At 70.1% G+C, this 24587-nt stretch carries 14 protein-coding genes; 1 reads left to right on the forward strand and 13 read right to left on the reverse strand.

Translation table 11 applies throughout. The features are described 5' to 3' along the window. The first annotated feature begins 54 nt into the window (after positions 1 to 54). The gene (locus ASC91_RS12395) at positions 55 to 888 is read left to right on the forward strand and encodes a hypothetical protein (protein WP_056197009.1); all 834 of its coding nucleotides are present in this window, start codon (positions 55 to 57) and stop codon (positions 886 to 888) included. A 157-nt stretch (positions 889 to 1045) separates the two neighbouring features. Here ASC91_RS12395 and ASC91_RS12400 read toward each other — a convergent pair whose 3' ends face one another. The 13 genes from ASC91_RS12400 to ASC91_RS12460 form a co-directional block, all read right to left on the reverse strand. After that, positions 1046 to 4306 (reverse strand): amidohydrolase family protein, encoded by a 3261-nt coding sequence (locus ASC91_RS12400; protein WP_056197010.1) that lies wholly within the window; start codon positions 4304 to 4306, stop codon positions 1046 to 1048. Positions 4307 to 4371: 65 nt separating this feature from the next. Beyond that, complete coding sequence (locus ASC91_RS12405; RefSeq protein ID WP_056197012.1) at positions 4372 to 6945, reverse strand: hypothetical protein; 2574 nt, start codon at positions 6943 to 6945, stop codon at positions 4372 to 4374. 4 nt (positions 6946 to 6949) lie between these two features. Next, positions 6950 to 7867, reverse strand: coding sequence for an aspartyl/asparaginyl beta-hydroxylase domain-containing protein (locus tag ASC91_RS12410; protein WP_235531965.1), 918 nt, complete (start codon positions 7865 to 7867; stop codon positions 6950 to 6952). After that, positions 7864 to 8733: a lysophospholipid acyltransferase family protein gene (locus ASC91_RS12415; protein ID WP_056197013.1), complete on the reverse strand. Its 870-nt coding sequence runs from the start codon at positions 8731 to 8733 to the stop codon at positions 7864 to 7866. The genes ASC91_RS12410 and ASC91_RS12415 overlap by 4 nt, the downstream gene beginning before the upstream one ends. Before the next feature lie 87 nt (positions 8734 to 8820). After that, the gene (locus tag ASC91_RS12420) at positions 8821 to 9150 is read right to left on the reverse strand and encodes a hypothetical protein (protein WP_157281506.1); all 330 of its coding nucleotides are present in this window, start codon (positions 9148 to 9150) and stop codon (positions 8821 to 8823) included. 17 nt (positions 9151 to 9167) lie between these two features. Beyond that, positions 9168 to 13049 carry a DUF4157 domain-containing protein gene (locus ASC91_RS12425; protein ID WP_056197016.1) on the reverse strand — a complete coding sequence of 1294 codons (3882 nt, stop codon included), beginning with the start codon at positions 13047 to 13049 and terminating at the stop codon, positions 9168 to 9170. Positions 13050 to 13319: 270 nt separating this feature from the next. After that, a complete protein-coding gene (locus ASC91_RS12430) occupies positions 13320 to 15281 on the reverse strand; it encodes an ATP-binding protein (RefSeq protein ID WP_056197017.1) in 1962 nt (653 codons plus the stop codon). 7 nt (positions 15282 to 15288) lie between these two features. Beyond that, positions 15289 to 16596, reverse strand: a complete 1308-nt coding sequence (locus ASC91_RS12435; protein WP_056197018.1) for a hypothetical protein — start codon at positions 16594 to 16596, stop codon at positions 15289 to 15291. Between the two features lie 6 nt (positions 16597 to 16602). After that, positions 16603 to 21216: a hypothetical protein gene (locus tag ASC91_RS12440; RefSeq protein ID WP_056197019.1), complete on the reverse strand. Its 4614-nt coding sequence runs from the start codon at positions 21214 to 21216 to the stop codon at positions 16603 to 16605. A 16-nt stretch (positions 21217 to 21232) separates the two neighbouring features. Further along, positions 21233 to 23113: a hypothetical protein gene (locus ASC91_RS12445; protein ID WP_157281509.1), complete on the reverse strand. Its 1881-nt coding sequence runs from the start codon at positions 23111 to 23113 to the stop codon at positions 21233 to 21235. Positions 23114 to 23125: 12 nt separating this feature from the next. Beyond that, positions 23126 to 24040 carry a hypothetical protein gene (locus ASC91_RS12450; protein ID WP_056197024.1) on the reverse strand — a complete coding sequence of 305 codons (915 nt, stop codon included), beginning with the start codon at positions 24038 to 24040 and terminating at the stop codon, positions 23126 to 23128. Beyond that, positions 24037 to 24252 carry a hypothetical protein gene (locus ASC91_RS12455; RefSeq protein WP_056197026.1) on the reverse strand — a complete coding sequence of 72 codons (216 nt, stop codon included), beginning with the start codon at positions 24250 to 24252 and terminating at the stop codon, positions 24037 to 24039. The genes ASC91_RS12450 and ASC91_RS12455 overlap by 4 nt, the downstream gene beginning before the upstream one ends. Before the next feature lie 8 nt (positions 24253 to 24260). Next, positions 24261 to 24572 (reverse strand): hypothetical protein, encoded by a 312-nt coding sequence (locus tag ASC91_RS12460; protein WP_056197028.1) that lies wholly within the window; start codon positions 24570 to 24572, stop codon positions 24261 to 24263. Between the last annotated feature and the right edge of the window lie 15 nt (positions 24573 to 24587).

The raw sequence follows: 24587 nt of genomic DNA on the forward strand, positions 1-24587 counted from the left end.
GTCCGCGCAAGCAGCTAGGGGCAGACTCGCGGCCATCATTTATGAGGAGCCGCCATGTTGCCCATCCGCGCCGCGCTTGCCCTAGCGATTGCCTCCTTGGCGGCCCCCGCCGGAGCCGTCACCAGTGTCACGGTGCAGCTGGGTGTGAACCCGAATTTCTTCGGCGGCACCGGCCCGGTGAATACCTTGCTGACCCAGCCCAGCACCGCTGAATTGAGCAGCGGCCTCGTGACCGGCGGCTTCAATTCCAGCGGCGCCGCCCATGCCTTCGCACAGGCCGGCACCCTGAAGATGGACGGCACCTCGACGGGCAGCCTGAACAGCCTGGCCCGGGCCATCTTCCGCGACGATTTCAAGCTGGATTTGGCCGGGGTTGCCGCGGGCACCCAGGTGGTCGTGCAATTCGATCTGCTGCTGAGTGGCAGCTTCAGTGTCGGCGCGTCCAATGAGGCTGCGGCGAACTGGCAGGTGCGCGCCGACGTGGGTGGTGGCGCCTTCGACCTGGGTGCTGGGGGGCATCTGTACAACAACTCCCCGACGCTGGCCATCCACGGCTATGTGGGTGACCCTGTCGGCACTTTGCACGGCACGGCCACCATCAACACCGGCCAGATGCTGCCCCTGTATGTGGAGCTGGAAGCGTCGGCCCAGACCGCATACAACGGTCAGGGCGGCGCCTTGGCCACGGCGGCTTTCGACCTGGGGCACACGCTGCGCTGGGGCGGCATGACGGTTTCGCTCAACGGTGTGCCGCAGAGCCAGGTGACGCTGACCTCGGGCTCGGGCTTCGACTATCTGCAGGCCGCGCCTGTGCCCGAGCCGGGCACACTGGTGCTGGCACTGTGCGGCGCTTCAGTCCTGCTGGCGAGAAGGATGCGCCGGTCCTGAGATGTTCTGTCCGGCGGGCCGAGCGCCGGGCCGCTCCCTAGCCGGCCCGCACTGGCGATGTGCTTGGCGGTCAATCCGCCAAGCATCGCCGTCCCCTCGGGGGACCGCCCGGGCGGACACGCGTTCAGCGCGGCCGGACCGGGCGAGGGGCGCCATTTCAGTCGCCGAGGTGGCCCGACTCCAGGGCCTCGCTGTCGATGGGCATGGTCTGGCCATCGGCACCTTCGAAGAACAGTGGCTTGCGCGTCTTGGCGACGGGTGCGATCTGGTTCATCGTCATCGCGTCGAAGAGGCGGCCGTTCTGCATCACCTGGGCGATGCGGTCGGTCTGGCGGATGTCGGCCAGCGGATTGCCGTTGATGACGACCAGGTCAGCCAGCTTGCCGGGTTCGATGGAGCCCAGGTCCTTGTCGAAACCGAAGTTGCGTGCCGGGTTGATGGTGGCCGTCCGCAGGGCTTCGTGCGGCGTCATGCCGCCGAGCACGAACATCCACATCTCCCAGTGCGAGCCCAGGCCCTCGCGCTGGCCGTGGGCGCCGATGGAGGTGTTGACGCCGGCGCGTGACAGCTGGGTGGCGGTACGGGCCACGCGGATGACGTTGAAGTCTTCCTCGGGCGCGGTCTCGCGGCGAATCGAGCGCGGCTCGAGCACGGTGCGCGGCACGTAGCGGCTCAGCAGCGGGTGCTTCCAGACGTCGGTGCGGGCATACCAATAGTTCTCGCCGAACAGGCCGCCGTAGCCGACGTTCAGCGTCGGCGTGTAGCCCACGGCGTTCTGGCTCCACAGCTGCTTGACGTCGTCCCAGACCTCGGCCAGCGGCAGCGCATGCTCCACCGTCGTGTGGCCGTCGACGATCATGCTCATGTTCAGCTGAAATAGCGAGCCGCCTTCGGGCACCACCATCATGCCGGTCTGGCGTGCGGCCTCCAGCACCTGCTGGCGCTGGTCGCGGCGCGGCTGCTGGTAGCTCTTGACGCTGATGGCGCCTTCGGCCTTCTGGCGGTTCAGATGGGTCAGCGCGTCGTCCAGGCTGTTGACGTTGGAATAGAAGGGCGTGCGGGCGCCGTAGAGGATGGTGCCGGTCGAGTAGATGCGCGGGCCCAGCACGATGCCGGCGCGCTGCATCTCGCTCTGCGTGAAGATGGCCGAGCTGAGGTTGGACGGGTCGTGCAGCGTCGTCACGCCGAAGGCCAGCGATGCGAGGTTGACCCAGCTCTGCTGCGGGATCAGGCTCGAGTCGTTCATGGAACCATGCCAGTGGGCATCGATGAAGCCGGGCACGATGGTCTTGCCGCTGGCGTCGATGCGCTTGGCGTCAGCCGGGACGGTGACGTCCTTGCCGACGGCCACGATGCGGTTGCCGTCGACCAGGACGGTGCCGCCTTCAATGACCTCGTCGCCCTTCATCGTCACGATGCGGGCGCCCGTCAGCGCGATCTTGCCGCTGGGCTTGTCGCTGGCCTGCTCGAAGCCGATCTTCTGCGCGGTGGCCTTGTCCTTGCCTTCGGCGTTCGCGGTGAAGAGCTCATCACCCAGCGTGAAATGCAGCTTCCTGCTGTCGCCGCTCCAGTGCAGCGCCGAGCCGGCGTTGACGTCGAGCTGGCGCACCGGCAGCGCGTCCATCTTGGCGCCGACGGTGATGGTCTTGCCGGACTGGCCTTGCACGGCTGGCAGCGGCGTCACATAGGCGTGGTAGCGCTCGACGAAGCCCAGCCACTGGCCGTCGGGCGACACACTGTACTCGGCCGCTGCGTCGCTGCGCGCCACCTCGGTCTCGCTGTGATCGCGCAGGTTCAGGCGGGTCAGCGAGAAGCGCTGTTCGACCTCGCTCGTGCTGCTCGTCTTGGTGAAGAAGAGCTCGTCACTCTTCGCACCGAACTGCGCGCCGCTGCCCTCCTTGGCTATCCGCTCGGGCTTGCCCGAGCCATCGGCCGCGGCGAGGTAGAGGCCGGTGTCCAGGCTGTGCCAGGGGCTGGTCAGGCCGCCGCCCTTGACCTTGCGGTAGACGACCTGCTTGCCGTCCGGCGACAGGCGCGGCTCCAGGTACTTGCCCGGCTCCTTGACGAGCAAGGTCTCCTTGCCCGAAGCGATGTCCAGCCGGCGCACGCTGCCCTGGGTGTCGTCGCGCCAAGTGGCGTAGACGACGGACTTGCCGTCGCGCGCCCAGTTCGGCGCGAACTCGAACGACTCGTCCTGCTTCGTCAGCCGGCGCGGTGCGCCGTCGGGAAGGTCCTTCACGTACAGCGACCCAAGCGCCGAGTAGACGACGCGCTTGCCGTCCGGCGACACCTGGGCACCGCGCAACTGGTGCACGGCGAACTTCGCCGGGGCCACGTCCTGCGCAAAGCGCATCGGCTCGCGCAGCTCGCGCGTGTCCTTCACGTGGAAGGGAATGTCGGCAGCCGTGCCCTTGAAGGGGTCGACACGCCAGATCTTGCCCTCGGCCCAGACGACGATCTCCTTGGAGCCAGGCATCCACGCGAAGCTGGGGTAGACGCCCCACATCGCCCAGATCTCCTGCAGGTCGCGTGACAGGCCACTCCAGGCCGGGCGCTCGACACCGGTGCTCAGGTCCTTCAGGAACAGCGTGCTCTGGTTGCGCACGCGGCGCACGAAGGCCAGGTATTTGCCATCCGGCGAGGGCGTGGGCCGCACCGCGCCACCAGGGCCTTGAACGAAGGCCTCGACCGACCCGTCGCCCAGGTCCTGGCGGAAGATCTTGTAGATCTCGCCATTGCTGTCCTTGTTGTATTCGAAGGTCTTTCCGGGTGTCGTGTCCTGCGAGTAGTAGAGGTACTTGCCGTCCGGCGACACGGCCGGCTCGCCGAGGTCCTTCTGCCAGTTGGGCTTCTCGTTGAGCTGCACGCCCTTGTTCTTGGCCGCGTCGCCATCGACGTGGAAGAGCCAGATCTCGCCCGAGCCCGCGCTGCGCGTGCCGGTGTAGTGCTTGCGCGCCAGCAGGTATTTGCCGTTCGGGTGCCAGACAGGGTTGTTCAGCAGGCGGAAGTCTTCCTTGGTGACGGCGCGCGTGCCGCTGCCGTCTACGTTCATGACCCAGATGTTGTCGCCGCCGCCGGCGTCGCTGAGGAAGGCGATCTGCTTGCCGTCCGGCGAGAAGCGGGCTTGGTGTTCCCAGGCGATGGAGTGGGTCAGCGCCTTGGCCTCGCCGCCGCCGATCGGCAGCGTGTACAGGTCACCCAGCAGGTCGAACACGATCGTCTTGCCGTCGGGGCTGACGTCCACGCTCATCCAGGTGCCTGTCTTCACATCGATGCTGGCCGTCCTGGCCACGCCGGGCGGCGTGTTGACATTCCAGACCGCGGACGCGGCCGGCGCGGCAGGCTTGGGCGCTTCTTGCGCGTTCGCGGCCAGGGCTGCGGCCAGCAGCAGGGCGGGGGCGGCGTTCAGACGATGCATGGAGGCGGGTGTTGGGAAGACCAAAACCTTCGATGCTAGCGAAGGGTGGCTTGCCCGCCCGTTCGTCACGCCCCAGCCAAGGCCAGGGCTTCTGCGAGGTTCAGGGTTTGCCCGGAGGCCCAGGCCAGCTTGGCGCCGTCGCGGCTGAGTTGGGCGCCGGCCAGGCGGCGCACACGCGCCAGCGCGCGGGCTTCACGCGAGCCCAGGGCGCCCAGATGGCGCTGCCAGTACTGCTCTGCAAAGGCCGCCAGCTGCAGCGCCTGCTCGGGGTGGCGCAGCCGTGCCAGCGGCCGGGGGAAGAGCTGCAGCGTCAGGGCCCGCGCGTGCAGATGCTGACGCCCATGCGCGATGCGCAAGGCCTGGCGAGCCGCCGCGAGCATGGCCGGCCAGTCGCGGCGGGCTTCGTGGACCATGGCGAGCGAGATGGCCGCGTCGAGTTGGCCCACGCCGTCGCCGTCGGCCTCGGCCAGCCGCTGGCAGGCGGTGATCCAACCCAGCGCGGTGGCGATGTCGCCCAGCTCGATCAGGCACTGGGCGCGGTTGCGCAGCCTTGCGGCGGCCTGGCGCGAGTGGCCGACCGCCTCCCACAGCTCCTGGGCGCGGGCGTACAGCGCCTCGGCCTGCGCGGGCTGGCCACGCGACACGGCGATGGCGGCCAGTTGCTGCCAGGCACGTGCCTCGGTGGCCACGTCGCCGACGCGCCGGGCCAGGCCGATAGCTTCTTCAAGCGGGCGGGTCTGGCCCTGCTCGCGGTTGTCGCCGGCCAGCAGCACCCAGGCACGGCGCACCAGAGCCGGTGCGCGGGCGACGGGGTCGCTGCCGGCCAGTTGCAGCGCACGCTCGGCCTCGGCCAGCGCGAGGGCGCGGTCGCCGTGTGTGAAGGCCAGTTGCGCGCGCAGCTCATGGCCGGCGGAGGAGGGTGCGAGTTGCAGCAGCAGGCCGAGCTGGTCCACCAGCGTGCGGTCCACGCCGTCGCTTTCCCAGCAGGGGCGCATGGCCAGCGCCAGGCGCACACCCGCGGTGGCGTCGCCATCGTCGACGGCACCGGCGATGAGGGCGCGAGCCTGCTCGCGCCGTGGCGCCCACGCCGTGATCGGCGCTTGCAGGCCCAGCGCAAGTGCCCAGTCACACAACGCCGCGCGCAGCGTGCCGCGCGCACCGCGCTGCTCGGCCGCGTCCACGCCTGCGAGCACCCCGCGGCGCAGCAATTCCAGCATGCGGTAGCGCGGCTCGGCATCGCCGCCGGCCTGCAGCAAGGAATGGCTGACCAGCTCATTGAGCACTGCCGGCGTGCCGCCGAGGGCTTCCACATCGGCCCAGGCGAAGGCGCCGGGCAGGGCGGCCAAGCGCTGCAGCAGGGCGCGTGGCTCGGGGCCAAGCAAGGCCAGGCTCCAGTCCAGCAGGCCCGCCACCGAGGCGTGGCGGGGCGCTCGCGTCGGGCTGGCGAGCCAGGCAGGCAGTGGCGCGGCCTGCGTGCCGAGGCCGCGCCACTGCGCCAGCATCTGGGCCGGCGAAAAGCTGCGTACGCGGGCGGCGGCCAGCTCCAGCGCCAGCGGCAGGCCCTCAAGCTCGCGGATCAGTTCGGTCAGCGCGGCCTGGTTGTCGCGGCTGGCGTGGAAGTCGGCCCGCACGGCGCGGGCGCGGTCGATGAAGAGAGCCTGGGCGGTGTCCTGGGCCGAATTTTCAGCACTTGCAAGCGGCGTCACGTCGATGAGGGTTTCGCCGTCCACCTCCAGCGCATGCCGGGACGTGACGAGCAAGCACAGCGTGGGCGCCTGCGCCAGCAGCCGCTGCACGGCCTGGGCGACGACGCCGAGGGCCTGCTCGGCGTTGTCCAGCACCAGCAACCGCAGGCCGCCGGGGTCTTGCAGCGCAGCCTCGATGGCCGGCCAGCCGCCGCCACGCGTGACGGTCAGGGCGCGCTCAAGCGCTGCCACGAGGCCGGCCTCGTCACGCACCTCGGCCAGGGCCGCCATGCCGCAGCTCCAGTGGTGCTCGCTGAACTGCAGCCAGGCCAGCTCCACCGCGAGCCGGGTCTTGCCCACGCCGCCTGGGCCGACGAGCGTCAGCAGGCGCAGCTGGGGCAGCCGCGTGGCCAGCGCTTCGAGCCGGCCCGGCGGCGCGAAATAGCGCGTCAGGTAGCGCGGCAGGCTGGTCGCGAACGAGGGCAGGGCGGGAGCGTGCACGAACTCGAGCACCGGCTGCGGCTGCAGGGGCAGATCGTCGGCCAGCGCCGCCAGCCGATGCCGCTCGGCGACGACCCAGTCGTCGAAATGGCCAGGCAGCAGCTCACCGCCATAGTGGGACGGGTTGCGAGTCGCCTCGAAGTCCTGCACGTCGGACGAGAGCGAACCGGGCAACAGCGAGATCTGCAGACGGTCGGCGTTGAAGAGCGGTGCTTCGTCGGTTTCGAGCAGGGCACGCAGCGTGGACAGGGTCTGGCGCAGCCGGTTGCGGCCGACGTCCAGTTCGACACCCGGCCACAGCAGTTCGACAAGTTCCTCGCGCGGATGCTGGCGCCTGGGCGCCAGCGCGAGGCGGGCCAGCAGCAGCACGCTGGCGCGGCTGGGCAGGCGCGTCAGCTCGACGCGGCCGGCCCGCTCGATCTCAAAACCACCGAGCAGGCGCAGACGGAGCATGGGTTCAGAACAGCCACCAGACGAACAAGCCGCCAAAGATCAGCCACTGCAAGCCGTAGTAGGCGAAGCGGCTCCTGGCCTTGATGCGTTTGCCGAACATGCGCACCTGCTGCACATAGGCAAACAGCCGGTTGATGCCGCCGGTCTTGTCGGTGTCCGAGTTGGGGGCGGCTGCGGCGCGGATCAGCGTGTGGCTGATGAAATGGTTGAACCAGCGCGCCACCGGGTTGTTGAGCGGCCGCTCGACGTCGCAGAACAGGATGATGCGCATCACGTCCGACTGGTTCTCTGCGTAGTGCAGATAGGTCTCGTCGAAGATGACGCCCTGGCCGTCACGCCAGGAATAGCGCTCGCCGTCGACCGAGATATAGCAGCTGTCGGCATTGGGCGTGACGAGACCGAGGTGATAGCGCACCGAGCCGGCGAAGGGATCGCGGTGGGTGACGAGGCGCCCGCCCGGCGGCAAGGCCGCGAACATGGCGGCCTTCACGGTCGGGATGCGCTGCAGCAGCCCGGTCGTCACCGGGCAGAGTTCGCGCGCCGACGGATGCGCGTCGCCATACCACTTCAGGTGAAAGCGCGTCCAGCCGGTCTTGAAAAAGCTGTTGAAGCCCGCGTCGTTGTACTTGTCGCTCTTCTTGATCTCGCCCGCGTCGGCCAGCTTGAAGGCTTCGGCGCGGATGTCCTGCCAATGGTCTTGCAGCAGCTTGAGCTCCGGGAAGCCGGCCACCGGCAGATAGGGCTTGGCCGGCAGCCTGGAGAACAGGTACATCAGGCAGTTGATGGGCGCCATGAAGGTGGAGTGATCCATCAGCTGGCGGAAGAAGCGCAGGCGCACGCGACCGCGGAAATGCACGTACATCGTGCTCGCGATGAAGACCGCCACGATGAGCAGCTTGATATAGGGAATGTCGTGGGTCATTTGGCGTAGAAGTCAGCCTCGCCGGGAGGCCGTGACTTGAAGCGCTTGTGCAGCCAGAAGTATTGGTGCAATTGTCGGCGCGCTTGAGCCTCGATGACGGCATTCATGCGGGTGGCGTCCGCCACGATATCGTCGGTCGGGAAATTTTCCAGCGCCGGCTCGATGACGAGCGTGTAGCCATCCGCCTCGCGGCGCGGGTAGCAGGGCAGCACAGCCGCTTTGGTCACGGCGGCCATGCGCGACAGCCCGCCGATGGTGGCCGCCGGCACGCCAAAGAAGGGCACGAAGACCGAGTCGCGGTGGCCAAAGTCCTGGTCGGGCAGGTAGTAGAGGCGATAGCCTTCCTTCAGCGCCCGCAGCGTCGGCCGCGTGCCCTGCTGGCGCGCAAAGATGATGCCGGTGCCAAAACGCAGCCGCTTGGCGCGAAAGAACGCGTCCAGCCAGGGGTCCTTCTGAACCGAGTAGATGCTGACCAGCGGCGTCTCCAGCGACACCCGCAGGCCGGCCAGGTCCAGGCCGGTGAAGTGGGGCATCATCAAGATGACATTGCGGCCATCCAACGCGCGCAGGTTCTCAAGGCCTTCGATGCGGACCAGGCGCTTCAGGCGCTCGCGCGAAGCGAACCAGCCATAGCCGTACTCCAGCAGCATCTGCACCATGGCGACGAAATTCTGGCGCAGCAGGCGGCGGCGAGCTGCCGGTGTCCAGTCCGGCAGCGCGAGCTTGAGGTTGACTTCACCGATGTGCCGGCGTGACGACGGCATCGATGCGACGAGGTTGCCAATCAGCCAGCCCAGGCCCGTGATGGCGCGAAACGGCAGCCAGCTGAGCAGCCAGACAAAACCGACAAGAAGCCTCAGGCCCACGATGTTTCCTGCCGTTTTTTCAAGGCATTCCTTTTAAAAACAATCACTTAGGGGTGAAGTGCGCCCTGCTGGCGCGCGGCCATTGTCTCAGGCCGCCAGCACCGTGCGCCGCAGGCGCAAGCGCTGCGCCGTCAGCATCAGCAGCGGGATGGCCGCCAGCCAGGCGTAGGCCCAGGCGGATGGATGCATCGACCACGCCGCCGCGACCAGGCCGCATTGCAGCAACATGGCATTGCCGAAGCCCGCGCCGCGACCGCCGGTGTAGCTGGCGATCAGCATCGCCGCCAGCCACAGGCCGAGCAGGATGCGCAGGGCGAGCCAGAGCATGCCGGGCTGGTCGAGGGCCAGCAGGCCGACCAGCGCCGGCCATTGCAGCAGCGCGAAGGTGCAGGGTTCGGAGAGGGCACGGTTCAGCATGGGGTCTCCCGGGCTCATCAGGGTTCGACGGTGTAGTTGCGCCAGCGCGTGGTGATGGTGTTGGCGACGCTGATGTTCAGGTTGGACGTCCGGCGTCCGCTGGCGTTGAGGATCTCGGCTCGGCATGTGATGGTGCTGGGGATGTATTGCTCTTCCTCGACCACACCGCGGACGGCCTCCAGCTCACGGCGCCGGCTGGCGCCGGCCGTGGCGAGCTCGGCGTTGATCTCGTTCAGGGCCGCTCCGCGGTTGCCGCGGCCGTAGTTCATCGTCACATTGAAGTTGCGCGCCGAGCCACCGCCGTCCACCGCAGTCTTCACGTCCGTCTCGAAGGCATGCAGCATCGAGGCGCCGCCGCGGTTGTTGGCGTCCTGCGTGATGGGGCCGAGGTTCTCCCAGATATTGCCGGGGCCGTCGAGGTTGTGGTTGAGCAGGTGGCCCTTGACGTAAAGGTGGTCGCCTGCATTGCCGTCGCTGCGGCGCTTGGCCAGCCGCACCCAGCGCGCCGACGTGACGCTGGGCTCGCCACCGCGCACTGGCCAATGCGAGCGTTGGGCGTTCAGCCGATCGATCTGCGCGGAACGGGCCCATCCCTGCGCGGTGACGGTGCCGAACGCCGGCGGTGTGGAGGCGCCACCGCCGGCCGGCATCAGGCGCCGCGTGACGGTGGCGATCTCGGTGATCAGCGCGACGATGGCGGCGGAAACCACCTGAGGATCGTTGGACGTCATCGGATCGGCCGAACCGCCCGCGGCCGCAGCGCCCGCAGCCGGTGCCGCGCTGCCCAGCGAGCGGGCACGACGGCGCAACTGCTGCAGCCGGCGGTACTTCTGCTGGGCGTCCGTGCGGTCTTCGCTGGCGGGCAGGCCGGCCAGGAAGTCGGGGAAGCGCTGTGGCGTCGAAGCCACCATCAGCTCGCCTTCCTCGCCTTCACCCTCGAGATAGAGCTCGTGCGGCTCGCCGCTCTCCGTCGTGAAGCTGAAGCGCTCGCGCCACCATTGCACGACCGCACCAACGGCACCGCGCACTGCCGCCACGCCGCGGCGCGCCATCGCGATGAAGGCCTGGCCGAGCTCGATGGCACGGTCGATCAGCCAGTCGATGGCCTGGTCGACCAGCGCGCGCACGGTCTCCAGCAGCTCGTGCATGCGCTCGCCGATGCGGCCCAGGCCGAACTGGTTGGCCAGGAAGCCGATGGCCACCGGCATGGCGCGGTCCAGCGCGTCCTCCAGGAAAACCGCCGCGCCGTCGATGGCGCCGTGGGCGATGTCCAGGATGCCGTCCAGCACCTTCGAGACGATCTCCAGCATCTCGCGCAGGTACTGCATGAAGGACTCGATGGCGTTGTAGACGGCCACCAGCGTGTTGATGACCGGCATGATGCCGGTCACGTCCAGCAGGCTCATCAGCCAGCGCGTGGCGCGGCCGATGATGGCGTCGGTGACCCAGCTGATGACGCCGTCCAGCACGCGGTCCCACAGGTTGGACAGCTGGTTCTGGATCTCCACCCACAGCCCCGCCGGCCCCTCGTTGATAAGGATGGACAGGAAGTGCCAGGCGCCGGTGGCCAGGTTCATGATCTGGCGCAGGCGCCGCACGGTGCTGGCGTCGAGCTTGAGCGTCAGCCGCTCGAAGATGTGCTCCACCGTGATGCCCAGCACCTGCAGCACGAAGCCGAAGATGGAGCCGATCGAGAAGTCGGTCGGCGGCGTGATGCCGGCGGACTCGGCCTGGCCGAACAGCCAGCCGCTGACGCCGTTGAGCAAGTGGGTACCGATGTTCTCGAAGAAGCGCCCGAAGCCGGCCTTCACGGCGCCCAGCAGGTTGATGAGGAAGCCGACCGGGTCGGTCAGGATGTCGCCGATGGCCGCGGCGGCCTTGGCCAGCACCTGCACCACCAGCTCGGGCGGCAGGCCCAGCACGCGCAGCACCGACTGGAAGAAGGTCCAGGCGGCGCCGGCCAGGTCGCCGTCGACAAACACCTGGCGCAGGATGCGCAGCGCGGTGGCCTGCACGCGCGGCCACAGCGTCGGGTCGCTGAAGAACTGGCCGAAGACGGGAATGCGCGCCAGGATCTGGTTGAAGACGAAGTTCTTGATGGGCTCGCGGATGCAGCAGGGAATCGCCTCCCAGACGCTGGACAGGATGAGCTGGGGCAGGCGCATCAGGTCGCCCACCACGCCGATGAGCTTGCGCACCACGCCCACCGCGTTCTCGATGAAGGGCGTCAGCGCGTCGAAGCCCTGCAGGATCCAGTCGAACAGGCCGCGCACCTTCTCGTCCGCCCAGCTCACGAGGCGCAGCGCCGCGTCCTCCAGCCAGCCCAGGGCATTGGCCAACATGGCCATCAGGCTGCTGGAGCGCAGGCTGCCCATCAACGAAGACACCGCCGTGCCCAGCGCGCCCACCTTGGTCGACACCCAGCCACCGGCCTCGACGATGACGTTGCGCACGGTGCCGATGACCTGGGTCACCGACGGCAACACCGTGGCCAGCGTGTCGCGGTTCTCGGCCACGCCGTCGCCGCCTTCCATGGCCGTGGCCGAGGCGTTGAGCTGCGTCGACATCTGCTGCATCTGCTGGCCGAAGTTGCGCATCCACGGCGGCGGCAGCATGTCGGCCACCTTCTGAGCGGTGGCGGCGATGGGCTGCCAGACGGGTGCCGTCTGCTCCTTGACCCAGTCCCAGGCTTCCCCGGCCTTGCTCGTGATCCAGCCGACGATGCCGCCGGAGCTGTCGGCGCTGGTCGCATCCTCCGGCCCGAAGAGCTGCTCCTTGACCCAGCCCCAGGCATCGCCGACGGCATTGCGCACCGGCGCGGTCCAGTTCCAGATGTCGGTGCCGAAGGCCTCGATGCGCGCCCACACGGCGCCGGCCTTGCTGCGCAGCCATTCGATGGCCGGCGCGCCATAGCCGTTCCACAGGTCGGTGAAGAAATCGCCGATGGGCTGCAAAAAGGTCGTCAAGCGGTCCCAGGCTTCGCCGGCCACTTCCGTCACGAAGGTCTTCAGCTCGTCGATGGCGTTCAACAGCGGCTGGCAGTCGCCCGAGATCAGCGCGGCGGCAATGCCGGCGGCGCGCTCGACAAGGCCGGTGAACACGCCCAGCATCGTCGTCAGCGTGCCGCTCGGGTCCAGCGCGTTGAGCACCGAGGCCAGGCCGTCCAGCGCCGAGGACACCATCTCGCGCAGCAGGGCCATCGGTCCGCGCTCGATGACGGGCACCAGGCTGGGTGCCACTTCGCGCACCAGGCGCATGGCCACGGCGCCGATGGCTTCGCCGACCGCCTCGACGGCGGAACCGGCTGCATCCACGCCGGCATCCACGACATCGCCGCCGAAATCGGCCACGGCGCCCGCGGCGTTGCCGAGGGTGTCCAGAATGCCTGAGCGCTGCACGCCGGCGGCAGGTGTTTCCTTGGCCGTCAGCGGCGCGCTGCTGGCCACCTTCTTCGCATTGGCCTCGGCCTCGCGTTCGGCCTTGTCGTGGTGGGCGCCACCGTCGGCCGCGCTCGGCTGGGTCGCAGGCACACCCGCACGCTGCTGCTGCACGACGTGGGTGAGCTCGTGCGCGAGCAGGCCGCGGCCCTCTGCGCTTTCCGGCGCGAAGTGGGCGGCGCCGAAAACGATATTGCTGCCGGCCGTGTAGGCCCGCGCACCCATGCCGGCGGCGGACTCGGCGGCGTCGCCGTCGGTGTGCACGCGAACATCGGCCAGCGGCACGCCGAAGCGGCCTTCCATCTCGGTGCGCATCGGCGCCGGCAGCGGCTGGCCGCCGCCGGCCTTGTCCTGCAGATAGCGGGGCAGGCCTGCGGCCGATGTTTTGGCTGCCGCTGCGCGCGGCGGCCCGCGGCTGGCTGCGCCTCGCGGCTTGCGTGCGGTGGCGGTGCGCGCCTGCATGGTCAGGGCCTGCTAACGCTACGGGAATCGGTGCGAGAGGGGCTACGCGGGTGCACGGCTAGGCGTCGCGCTGAAGCCCGGGCTGGGTGCCCGGGCAAGGCGCGCAACAAAGCCATGCGCCCGCGTAGCCCCTCTCCCGAAGGGTTGTCACTCAAAAGCCCGCGCGCGGCGTTGCGAAGCCTCGCTGGGGTCGACCCCAGCTTCGACTTCGCGCCTTGCTCGCGGGCTTTTGAGTGGCAACGCATCCGATCCCCGTAGTGTTAGCAGGCCCTACAGCTCGGACGGCGCGCTACGCCCCAGCTTGCGGTACTCGGCGCGCAGGCCGTCAGCAATGTCCGCATAGGCAATGCGCTCACCGCGGGCGCGGGCCTGGGCGGCGGCAGCGAGCACGGCATTGCGCACATGGCCACCGGCGAAGTCGCCCAGGGCCGCCAGGCGGTTCAGGTCGGCGGCGCTGCAATCGCTGGCCTCGCCCAGGTGGGCCTGCCAGAGGCTGCGCCGCGCGGTAGCGTCGGGCGCGACGAAATCGATGATGAAGTCCAGCCGGCGCGCGAAGGCCGGGTCGAAGCGGGCGCGGCTGTTGCTCGTCAGCACGACGATGCCGCTGTGGGTCTCGATGCGCTGCAGCAGGTAGTTGGTCTGCGCATTGGCGAAGCGGTCGTTGGCGCTGGCCACCTCGGTGCGCTTGCCGAACAGGGTGTCGGCCTCGTCGAAGAGCAGCACCGCGTCGGCATGCTCGGCGCGGGCCAGCAACTCGGCCAGGTTCTTCTCGGTATCGCCTATCCATTTGCTCAGCATGGCCGCCAGGTCCACGCGGTAGACCGGCAGGCCCAGACGGTGGGCCAGCCACTGGCCGGCAAGCGACTTGCCGGTGCCGGAGCCGCCGGTGAACAGCATGCGCACGCCATCGCAGGCGCGCGTGCGTGTCGCCGCGCCCAGGCCGACGTGCAGGGTCTCGCGTTGCATGCAGCGCTGCACGATGCGCTCCAACTCGGAGCGAAATTGCGGGCTGGCGACGAGGGCGGCGTCGGGCACGGATTCGCTCAGCGGTTGGGCCAGCGCGTCGAGGGCGCGGCCCGAGGGTGTCATCAGGGCGGCGCGGTGCAGGCTCTCCGTCGTGGCCTGGCCGGCACCGAGCAGGCGAGCCAGGCGGGCGTGGTCGCTGATCTGGGCGTAGCCGGCGCGGTAGCGGCCAGCGGCTTGCGTGGCCAGGGTCTCATCGGCCAGCGCGTCCCGCCAGAGCGCGGTGCGGGTCGCCGCATCGGGCAGCGGCACGCGCCAATCGGCCATGGGGCCATCGCGACGCACGCCGCCGTCCAGGCCGGTGACGACCAGGGCCGGGCCGTCGTACACGGCCAGGGCTGGCAGCGTGGCCACGGTGCCCGGCGCGCCGTCGATCTCGAAGACGGGAACCCGGCCGGTCAGCACCAGCCAGGCTTCGGCACCGGGCGGCAGGGCGTCCGCGTTGGCAAACCAGGCCGGCTCGGCGTCGAGACGACGCACCAGCTCGGCGGCCAGGCCGCGCGCCTCGTGAGGCGCGGCGCTGCGGATGACGAGGCCGGAGCGTGGCATCGCGGCCAGGTCGCGGGCCCAGTCGGCCAGCGCCGCATCCAGAGCGGGGACGGGCGTCACGGGCCACAGTGCGGGCAGCGGCGCGCCGGGCCAGTCGCAGGCCACGCCGGCCAGCGCGGCGGCGATGGGGGCGGGCACGCGCAGTGCGGTCTCGCACAGTGGGCGTGCACAGTTCGGCTCCTCGGCTTGCAGCAGGCCGTGGCGCATGGCGCGGCCATAGGCCACGGCATGCAGGGTCGCGGCTTCGCTGCGCTGCGGGTCCAAGGCGCTGAAGCTCTCGTGCAGCGGCGCAAAGGCGCGCGCCAGCAGGGCCAGCGTCGGCCGAGGGCTGGGCTGCGGCGCCTGCATCCAGGCGATGACGCGGCAGGCCAGTGGATCATCTTCAACGGCCGCGACCAGGGCGAGCGCCAAGGTTTCGATGGTGCTTAAGCCAAAGGCGTCGCGGGCGCGAGCCAGCGCCGCATCGCTATCGACGCTGGCCAGCGCCTGGGCACGCCAATCGTCCCCGCCGGCGGCAACCAGCGCCTCGCGCAGAAATCGTTCCTCAGGTGCCGCGCTCGGCTCGCTCGGATGAACGAGCAAGGCACCCAGCGCCGCGAGTCCGAAGTCGCGCGGGCGCATCGTCAGCGTCAGTTGGGGCGGCAGGTCGGCGGGGTTCATGAGCGCGTCACGAGGGGTAGTGGAAGTGCACGATGCGGCCCAGCCAGGGCACGAAGCCGGGGTTGATGTCGAAGCCAGCGCGGCGGATGCGCAGGTCCAGCGAGGCCGGCGGGAACTCGACGTCGATGCGCTCGGGCGAGACCCAGACCGCGCCGCGGCGTCGTGCAATGCGCAGCAGGGGCAGGTGGGCGTCGTGGACGGCGGCGAGGCGGGCGGTGCGCAGCCAGTGCGGGTCGTCGACGAGGGGCAAGTCGAGCCCGGCGAGTGCGGTGCGCATGACATCGTCGTCCGGAATGTGCAGGTGCCTGCAGGCGGCCCGCATTGCACCGGCCCAGGCGGCCAGCGGATCGTCGGCGTCGTCCAGGCCGCGGCGCAGCAGCATGGGCAACAGCAGCCAGAGGCCGGACCAGGGGCTGGCGAGGCCGTTGCTGAGGAGGGCGTGCGGCTCTGTTTTGGTGATGGCCTGAGCCGCAGGCGCTTCGATGGTGATGACCTCAGCGCGTCGGGACGCTGCAGGCGCTGGTTCGTCGGGATGCGCTGTCAGCGCATTTGCCTCCGCCTGCAGAGCATTCGGCACGGTTGGCGATGTGACACGCCGCTCGATGAGCGCGTCTTCAACGCAGGCCGACATGGCTGTCATCAGCTCAAGCAGCCGTGCCCGCGGTGTCAACGCAAGCGGCGCAGGCGCCTCGTTGCGAAGCCGCAGATGAGCCAGCTGGGGCGTCTCATCTGCCGCTTCGATCAGGCTCAGGACGGCGAGGGCTTGCACATCGACGATGGCCCGCACGAACTGCACCGCCAGCCTGTGCTCAGCGACCAGCGCCAGCAGCGCACGCACTTGCAGGGCCTGCCGCCGCGCCCCGGCGAGGGTGCCAGGCCCAGGCGCTTCGTCGTCTGCCATCAGCATCAGCGCCACGGCGCGCGCCGGCCATGCGCCGTCCACATGCGGTGAAACCAGCCGCTGCCAGAACCAGGCCTTGGCCTCCTCACCGCGCAGCCATCGCCGCAACAGCGCTTGGCGCGCCACTGCAAGGCTAGGCGCCCACACCGCTTCGGCCGTTTCGCTCGCCTGCTCCATGGGCTGGGCCCGCGTCGCCAGCTGTTGCCAGGCCCGCTCCAGTTGCTGGGCCAAGGCCTGCGCACTCGCTCCCGCCGCCGTGCGCAGGCGCAGTCGGCGCACAAGCACAAAGCGATTCAGCAACGCAGCCGGCTTGGACGAAACGCGCAGCGCGTCCTCCACGTTAGGCAACAGGCCCGGCACCGCTGACCGCGATCTCAGTCGCAGGCGTTGGACGGTGATCTCGGTCGCGGCCATGGCTCATCAACCCAGCAGGAAGTTCACCGTGGACCGCGCGCTCGGCGTGAAGCCGGCCTGCACGGTCTGGGTCACGCTGACATGGGCGATGCCACCCACGATGTCGGCCACCACGGCATGGGCGGCGATACGGGCCACGCCGTGGGAGGCATCCAGCACCGGGTCCATCAGCTGCACCTTCATGCCCACGCGCAGCCGGTCGGGCAGCGAGGGCTGGACCTCGAAGCGCACGCCTGGGTGGATGGGAATCGGTCGCACCAGCCGGCCGGTGAGCAACTGGCCGGCCGGGCTGTGGCTGGCCGCCAGCAGGCAGACGCGCACCAGCGCCGCCATCAGCGCCACGGCGCGCGGCTGGCTCGCGTCCGCGCGGCGGCGCAGCCAGGACGCCAGGTCGCGGATGTCTTCGCGGTCATCGCGGTCCAACTCGGCGAAGTGGGGCAGCGTCGACAGATCGCCCAGGTCGCCCACCGTATCGAACTGGCTGAAGCGCTCGGCCCAGTCGAGGCGGATGCCGGCGCGCACCGTGGACAGGCGGGCGTGCAGGCAGGTGGCCACCTGGGCAATGCGCGCGAGCTCTTCCGTCACGCGGCGGTTCAGCAGATTGCGCTCGGCATTGCTGGCGGCCAGGTCGGCCAGCGATGCACTCCTGGCGATGAGATCGATCTTGCCCACCAGCCCCAGGCTGGCCGACGACAGGGCCACCGCGGCGAAGGGGAGTGCTTCACTGCGGGCCAGGCTCACGCTTTCGGCCTGGGCGCGCACGGCATTGAAGGCGACCTGCTGGCTGGCGCCGCCAGCCAGGCCGTTGAACAGGGTCAGCGCACTGAAGCTGCTGCTGGTGATGGCGGTGGCCGTGAGCGGCAGGGCGGTGAGCACGCGGTCGGCGACGAAGTGAGTGTCGAGCAGCCTCAGGTGGGCACGCATGGCCGGGAACCAGTCGACCGGCGCCTGGCGCACGATGCCGATCATGGCGGCCACGTCGCCGGGCGGGTCGTCGTGGTCGGCCAGGCAGGCGGGCACGGCGTCGGGCTCCAGGGCCGAGTCGAGCAGGCGCGAAGGCAGGGCCACGGTGCGGCTGCCGATGCGGGCGCGCGCAAAGGCGAGGAACTTCACATGCTCGGCAATGATGGCGTCGCGCGAGGCGTTGAGCGCGGCCGCGCGCTGCTGGTCTTCGGCGAGCAGCGCGCGGGCAGTGGCTACGTCCTGGCGCGACTCGGCCAGTTCGCGTTCGACCAGGGCCAGGCGTGAAGCGAGCCCGCCCAGGCTCACGTCGATGGCCGCCAGCGACTTCTGGCAGCGGGCCAGCGCGTCGCGGTATTTGCGCACGATGCCTTCGGCGGCGCGCAGCACAGCGATGGTGTGGTCCGACAGGTCGACGCCGCCGAGGAAGTAGGCCGACTCATCCCGGGCCTTGTCTTCCGGGTCGGGGTCGAAGCTGATGTCGGCAAAGCGCACGCGCAGCGCACTGAGCTTGATCGGCGCGGCACGCAGCGGCTGGCCGCCGGGGTCGAACTCCTTGACCACGCCGTTGACGGTCTGCTTCTGCGCGATGCCGGGCACCTCCAGTTCGTCCAGGTCCAGGCCAAGCGCAGCGAGCTTGCTGATGACTTCGAGCCGCGTGGCCACGGTGAAGTCCTTGGCCTCGATGGCCCGCGGGCGCTCCAGACGCGAGGCGATGGAGGTGGTGCGGATCTCGGCCTTGCCGGTCAGCGCCGAGGAGTCGGTGACCTTGGTGCTGGGCGGCGGCGCTGTGGCCGCGGGGGCCAGCGGCACCAGGCCCGCCAGATTGATGTGCGGGTCGAGCGCGACCTGGCCGCCGATGATGCCGCCAATGCTTCCGCCACCAATGACGCCGCCGATGCGCGGCGCTACGGGCGTAAAGGCCGAGATGGGCGTTTCGATGACCCGGATCGGCGATGGCGCGGGTGTCATGAAGCCGCCGACGCTCCTGCCGATGCCCACATTGCTGGTCACGTTCAGCGCCGCCGCGCTTTCGGTGACGCCCGCGCCCGCCCGGGCGATGCCGCGCGGCATGGGGACCGGCGCAACGCCGCCGGTGCGCGTGCGGATGGGGAAGATCGGCGGCGCGGTCGCACCATCCGGGCGCTTCAGCTGGGCCTCGCTCTTGACCGTGCCATAGAAGTCCGAGAGCTGCTCGCGTGTGGCGCTGGCGTTGTCGAGGTCGGCGATCTGGGTCAGCGCGGGCGAGACGGCGAAGCGGCTGGCCTGGGATTGCTTGAGCACCGTCTGGCGGAGCCGGTACATGTCGGTCTGCACCCGCAGATAGCCCAGGTTGACGGCGTCGTCCGCTTCGTCGATGCGGCCGGATAGATCGGCCACCGTCTGGCGCAGGCCGTTGGCCTGGATCAGGGCAGCCAGGGGCTGGAAGCCGCGCTTGATGGCGTCAGCCTCGGTGGGGTCGAGCTTGCTGTCGTCGCCGGTGATGGGGGCGAGCTTGCGGCCGGCGATCAACGGGTCGGCCAGCAGCGTCGCCAGCTCGGCGGACTCGCGCTCGCCCTTCGCGTTGGCGCTGGTGTCGTAGGCGTTCTCGAAGGCTGTGTCGGCATCGCCCGGGTCGACGAAGTCCCAGGACTCGCCTTCGCCGCGCAAGGTTCCCGAGTCCCGTGTCTTCGGGTCGAGCCAGACGGTCTCCTGGTTATCTCGCAGCACGCCGACAGGCCCGAACAGGGCCTGGCCGTCGTAGAGCGTGAAGGCCACGCCGCTGACGGTGGTGTCTTCCAGCGCCAGCGCCGCGGCAGGAATTTCGAGGCGATGCCAACGGCCCGGCGTGGGCACCATGTGCGGCTGGTCAGTGGACTGCTGCAGGCGCGACGGCGTGCCGTCCAAGCCCCAGCCGATCAGGTTCTCGCCCCAGTAGGCGCGGTGTTCCCAGCTGTTGGCGATCTGCCACTGCAGCATCAGCGTGCGCGGCGGGAACTCGCGGTCCAGCTGCACCCAGGCGAACAGCACATCGCCAGGGCGCACGGCCAGGGTCTCGGTGGCGTGGTCCAGGAAATGCTGGTGCAGGCCGCGCACATTGGCAGAGCGATGCAGCAGGCCAGCCGGCGCCGGCAGCAGGGGCGCCAGGCGTTCGTCCTCGACGCGCAGCGGGTCGTCTTGCGGGTCGGGCACGGTGTCGGTGTTGTCGGGGCCTTCCGCGGCCATGGTCAACGCCTCACGTTGCAGGCGCTGGCGCTGGCGGCGGCGCAGCCAGTCGGCGCGGTCGTCCACATGGCGCTCGATGGCGTCGGCGATCTTGTGATCGGCGTCGGCCACTTCGGTCAGCAGCAGCTTGGGGTCGAACAGGGTCTGCGGCACCGGCACGTAGACGCAGATGCTGTCGCGCACGGCGAGGTCGATGGGCGAGAGGCCGGCTGCCGCTTCCAGCACCGTGTCCAGCTGCTCGATGGGCACGGGCAGGGCAGCCACGTCGAGCGTCGACGGGAAGAAGACCTGCCGGGCGGCGCGGGCGTTGACGGCGTCGCGCGGCAGCAGGCCCGCGGGCGGCAGCGTCAGCATCTGGTCGCCCAGGGCCACCGTGTCATCCCCCGCTGCGGCGGCTTCGGTCAGGTGTTCGGTGAATTGGTCGATGCGCGCCTGCCACAGGAAGCGCGTGCCGGCGCCGAGCCTGGCATTGGCCTCGGCGCGCGGCCGGCCACCCAGGCGAGCGACGGCGGCGCGATCGGCGAACAGCGGCTGCCAGGCGGTGTTGACGGCCACCAGCGCCAGCGGCACGCCGCTGGCATGCCAGGGCATGCTCTGGCTGTTGCCCAGCTGGGCCTCGCGGGCGAAGACGGCATGGGCCAGCGCATTGCGCCAGGTGTTGCCAGGCGCGGGCAGGGGCAGCCATTCGTCGGGCCAGGCATAGAAGACGGGGCGCGTAGCGTCCTGGCGCACCTGATCCTCGAAGGCTTCGGCGTCCAGGTCGCGCTCGCACTGGTCGAAGGGATCGGCGCCTTGAACGACGCGGTGCTCGATGGGTTCCAGCACGACGATGCCCACCTGCGGCAGCGGCCGCCCGGCGGCCAGCAGGGTGCGCAGGCTGCGGCCGGTGGCGCGGGCGAACAGCACGCTGCCGTCGGCGTCTGCCGGCATGGCGGGCGCCGGGTCGGCATTGGACAGCAGCCAGGGCGGTGCGACGACGGGCAGGTCCAGCAGGTCGAAGGAGAAGGCCGCGGGGACGATGACCTCCTCGCCGCCTGCACTGAGCGCCATGCCGGGCTCGATGGTGATGCGGCGCGCGGTGTCGAGATCCAGGCCGGCTGCGGGCGGCGGCGCAGCGGCGGTATCAATCGCTGCGATGGCGTCGTCATCGAAAGCCAGGGCCAGGCCCTCGACCACGCCGGCGCTGAGGGCGCGATTGAGCAGGGCGATGCGGCGCGCCCGCTGGTTCTGCTCGGCCTCCAGCAGCGGCGCGGTCAGGGCACGGCCGGCGAAGGCGTTCATGCGCCGCTCGCCATCGGGCGCGGTGCGGCTGGACAGGCGGGGCTGCACGGCCACGGCGATCTCGCCGGAGCCCAGGGCAAGTCGCTGCCCTTGGCCGGTGCCGGCCGGCGGCGTGACCTTCAGCGCGACGATGCGCGCGCCGTCCAGGGCGGGGGTGCTGCGGTCGCTGGCCATGGTGATGGGCTCCGGTTCAACGCGGCTTGGCAGGCATGAAGCGCGCTGCCAGCACCTTGTCGAGATTGGCCTTGCCGCGCGCCGGCACTTTGATGTCGGCCGACAGGCGCTGCGCCTCCTGGCCGCTGCTGCGCGAAAGCGTGCGGCCCATGTCGAGCAGCTGTTCGCTGCCGGCGAGCTTGTGCAGGGCCTCCTTGTCTTCCAGCAGGTCGGGGCGCTGGGCGGCCAGCTTGGCCAGGCCGTCTGCTACGCCCGGCGTGTTCAGCGCCGTGGCGACTTCGGCCACCGCGGTCTCGTCCATGGTCTTGCGCGCCTCCAGCTGAGCCAGCGCGGCATGGGCCATCAGCGGCTCGGAGAACTTGGCGGCGGACAGCAGCTTCACGGCCTCGGCCCGCGCCAGGGAATCGGAGCGGGCCAGCAGCTTTTCCACGCGTTCCGTTTCACCCAATGCCTTGAAACGCTCGCGGATGATGTTGTCGGGGTTGGGGCCTTCGTTGATGACGGCGACGGCCACGCCTTCCACCTCGGGGCGTAGCGACACATTGCGCCGCCGGGCATACCAGAGGGTGGTCTGGGCGTTGACGAGGCTGGCCCAGGCGGTGTCGACGGGGTCGGTGATGGCCGGCGGCGGGAACAGCCCGGTCTTCACCAGTCGCGTGTTCTCTAGCAGGCGCAGCGACTCCGCCGGTGAACGCCTGAGGGCCAGCCGCGTGGCAGGTACGACCAGGGCGCGCGTGAGTCGCTGCTGCAACTCGCGCGCCCGTTGCGCCAGGGCCTCGCGGGGCACGGGCACGAGGATGCTGACGAAGGTCGAGGCCTGGGCCTGGGCGGCCAGTTGCAGGTCGATGGGCGGCAGGGTCAGCGACTCCTCGACCAGCATGGCGATCTCGTCCTGCGGCACCAACGTCAGCTCAGCATCGATGCCGGCGGGCAGCCAGCTCTGGCTGAAGTCCGCCGTGTTGACGGCCGCGGCTGGCAGGGGTCCCGCGGCCGGCAGGGCGGAGAAGAACTGGGCGGCGCTGGGCCGTCCGCCCAGGGGCCGCTTCATGACGTCGTCCAGCTGCGCCTGGTACTGGGCCAGGTGGGCCTCGCGCAGCAGGCGCGGCGCAAAGCCGAAGCCGAGCACGTCGGCGTGCGACTGGCCGGCGGTGCGGCGGGCGAGGTGGACGTCGATCCAGCGCACCGTGTCGCCGGTCAGTGCCACCAGGGCCAGGGCCAGGGTTTCGGCCGGCAGGCTGGGGCCGGCCTGCTGCACGAAGACCTCGCGCGCAAGCTCGCCGCGCAGCGCGTCGACGCGGTCGCCAGGTGCGTCGGCCACGTAATGCAGCGTCAGCGCGCTGGCCTCGACGATGTCGCCCGGCTCCACGGTGCGCTCGGCATCCAGGCCGGTGGGGTAGCTGGAGACCGGGTTGGCGCTGAACTCCAGCGCGCGCAGGCCCAGCACGAAGATGCCGGTGCGGTTGCGCAGCGGCGGGGTCAGCAGCTTCTTCTTGCCGCTGAGTTGCTGGGCCAGCGTCTGCAGCTGGAAGAGCTGGGCCAGGGACACCCGCACCGGCCCGGTCAGCGCGACCAGCTCGCCGGCCGTCGTGTAGCCAAAGCCCGGGCTGACCTGCAGCTCGGTCGCCACGCTGCCCTGGGACACTTCCAGCCCCTCGACCACGCCCGCGCCGAGCGCCCGCGCGAAGCCGGCCTGGCGGGCCAGGAAATAGGACTGCTCGCGGGTCAGGTCGCGCGCGGCGAGGAATTTGCCGTCGAACCAGCGCGGCCGCACGCGGTGCGACTCCTCCACCATCAGATTGGCCTCGCGCAAGGTGCGTGCGGTGTCGACGCTGACGACGGTGCGCTGGGTGCCGCTGGCGGCGCCGATTGAGACCTGGGGGGCTTTCTGGATGGCCATGGCGGTCTCCAATCAAATACCGAAGACGGCCGCCAGCGCATCGGCGGGATAGGCGAAACGGCGGCTGGTGTTGTCGATGTGGGCGGCGTCCAGCGCCGTGAAGACCGGCGTGGGGCGCGTGCCGGCGGGCACGGCGGCCGGCGCTTCGACGGTGGGGATCAGCAGTCGCGCGAGGAAAAGCGAGGTCGGGTCGGCCAGCGAGTCCGAGCCGTCGGCCGCCGCGCCGTGTTCGGGCAGGGGCGGCAAGGCCTCGCCGTCGGGACGGGCGAGGTCGTGGGCGTGCGGGTTGGTGGCGTCGTTCCAGCCGTCGAGCAAGGCCTCGCGCAGCGCGTCGGGCCGGTCGGCCGGGGCCAGCGCCCTCACGGCCTGGAAGCGCGAGCGGGGCAGGAAGTCGGTGGCCGGCGCGTCTTTCGCGTCGGGCCGCAGCACCAGCTCAAGTCGGAAAGCGTCGCGCACGCGGTTGGGCACGAGGGCGTCGGTGGCGTCGAAGGCGCCTTGCGCGAAGCTGGGCGTGCGGCCGCGGGCCTGGGGTGTGAAGCGCAGGAAGAGGTCGGCCACGATGCCTTGGGCGCCATGAGCGGCACGCAGCGCGTCGGCCGATTGCGCCAGGAACCAGGGTTCCAGGCGCACGCACCAGGAGCGCGGTACTTCGATAAGGCGGCCCAGGCGGTCGATGGCCAGGCCGGCGCCGACCTTGAGCTCGTGCTCGGTGCCTGCTTCGTTGGCGACCGCCTCGGCCTTGAGTCCGATCAGCGTGCCGGCACCGGCCAGGTAGGCCAGGGCGCGCGCCAGGCGGGAGCGGTGGTAGGTCTGCTCGTCGCGGAAGTCGTCGCTGCCCAGCAGTACGCCGGTGTCGTAGAAGGGGCGGTCGGGCCGGTCCAGGCGATCGGCGGCTTCCAGGGCATCGACTTCATCGAGGGCGTTCATGGGATCAGTCCTCTGTCAATCGGCGTCACCGGGCGCCGCGGCACGATCAGGCCGGTTTCCACGCTCACGTCCAGCGACACCGGCTCGCTCTCCACGCCCTGGTCGTTGATGACGACGAGGGTGAAGCGGTGCTTGCCGGCCGCGAGCTTGTTCTCGACCAGCAGCACCGGTTTCTCCTGCTCCAGTGGCTTGCCGACAGGCAGCACGGCCATGGTGGGTCTCACCGCACGGGGCCGAGATAGGTGTAGCGGTAGCTCTTGATGACACCGCCGATGTCGAAGGACTTGGAGCCATTGAGCTCGAAGTTCTTGCCGAGGTCGGCGACCTGCGGGCCGGCGATCACGGCGGTCGGGCGCTCGCGGTCGGCCACGATGACGTCGACCACGTCGGGCAGCGAGACATTGCCCGAGTCGTCGATGACCTCCAGCTGGAACTTGTGCCGGCCGCGGGCCAGCGGGCTGCGCGGGTCGACCTCGACGACGACGGTTGGCTGGTCGGTTTCGAAGGGGACGTTGATTTCGAGCTTGGCCATGGTGGCACTCCTTGG

This window comes from Pelomonas sp. Root1237, from assembly GCF_001425055.1.
Classification (GTDB): Bacteria; Pseudomonadota; Gammaproteobacteria; order Burkholderiales; family Burkholderiaceae_C; genus Pelomonas.

Coding starts and splice junctions, on each gene's coding strand:
- ASC91_RS12460 (WP_056197028.1), bottom strand. CDS start 24,572: ATGGCCAAGCTCGAAATCAACGTCCCCTTCGAAACCGACCAGCCAACC.
- ASC91_RS12450 (WP_056197024.1), bottom strand. CDS start 24,040: ATGAACGCCCTCGATGAAGTCGATGCCCTGGAAGCCGCCGATCGCCTG.
- ASC91_RS12410 (WP_235531965.1), bottom strand. CDS start 7,867: ATGACCCACGACATTCCCTATATCAAGCTGCTCATCGTGGCGGTCTTC.
- ASC91_RS12435 (WP_056197018.1), bottom strand. CDS start 16,596: ATGGCCGCGACCGAGATCACCGTCCAACGCCTGCGACTGAGATCGCGG.
- ASC91_RS12405 (WP_056197012.1), bottom strand. CDS start 6,945: ATGCTCCGTCTGCGCCTGCTCGGTGGTTTTGAGATCGAGCGGGCCGGC.
- ASC91_RS12455 (WP_056197026.1), bottom strand. CDS start 24,252: ATGGCCGTGCTGCCTGTCGGCAAGCCACTGGAGCAGGAGAAACCGGTG.
- ASC91_RS12425 (WP_056197016.1), bottom strand. CDS start 13,049: ATGCAGGCGCGCACCGCCACCGCACGCAAGCCGCGAGGCGCAGCCAGC.
- ASC91_RS12430 (WP_056197017.1), bottom strand. CDS start 15,281: ATGAACCCCGCCGACCTGCCGCCCCAACTGACGCTGACGATGCGCCCG.
- ASC91_RS12400 (WP_056197010.1), bottom strand. CDS start 4,306: ATGCATCGTCTGAACGCCGCCCCCGCCCTGCTGCTGGCCGCAGCCCTG.
- ASC91_RS12445 (WP_157281509.1), bottom strand. CDS start 23,113: ATGGCCATCCAGAAAGCCCCCCAGGTCTCAATCGGCGCCGCCAGCGGC.
- ASC91_RS12420 (WP_157281506.1), bottom strand. CDS start 9,150: ATGCTGAACCGTGCCCTCTCCGAACCCTGCACCTTCGCGCTGCTGCAA.
- ASC91_RS12395 (WP_056197009.1), top strand. CDS start 55: ATGTTGCCCATCCGCGCCGCGCTTGCCCTAGCGATTGCCTCCTTGGCG.
- ASC91_RS12440 (WP_056197019.1), bottom strand. CDS start 21,216: ATGGCCAGCGACCGCAGCACCCCCGCCCTGGACGGCGCGCGCATCGTC.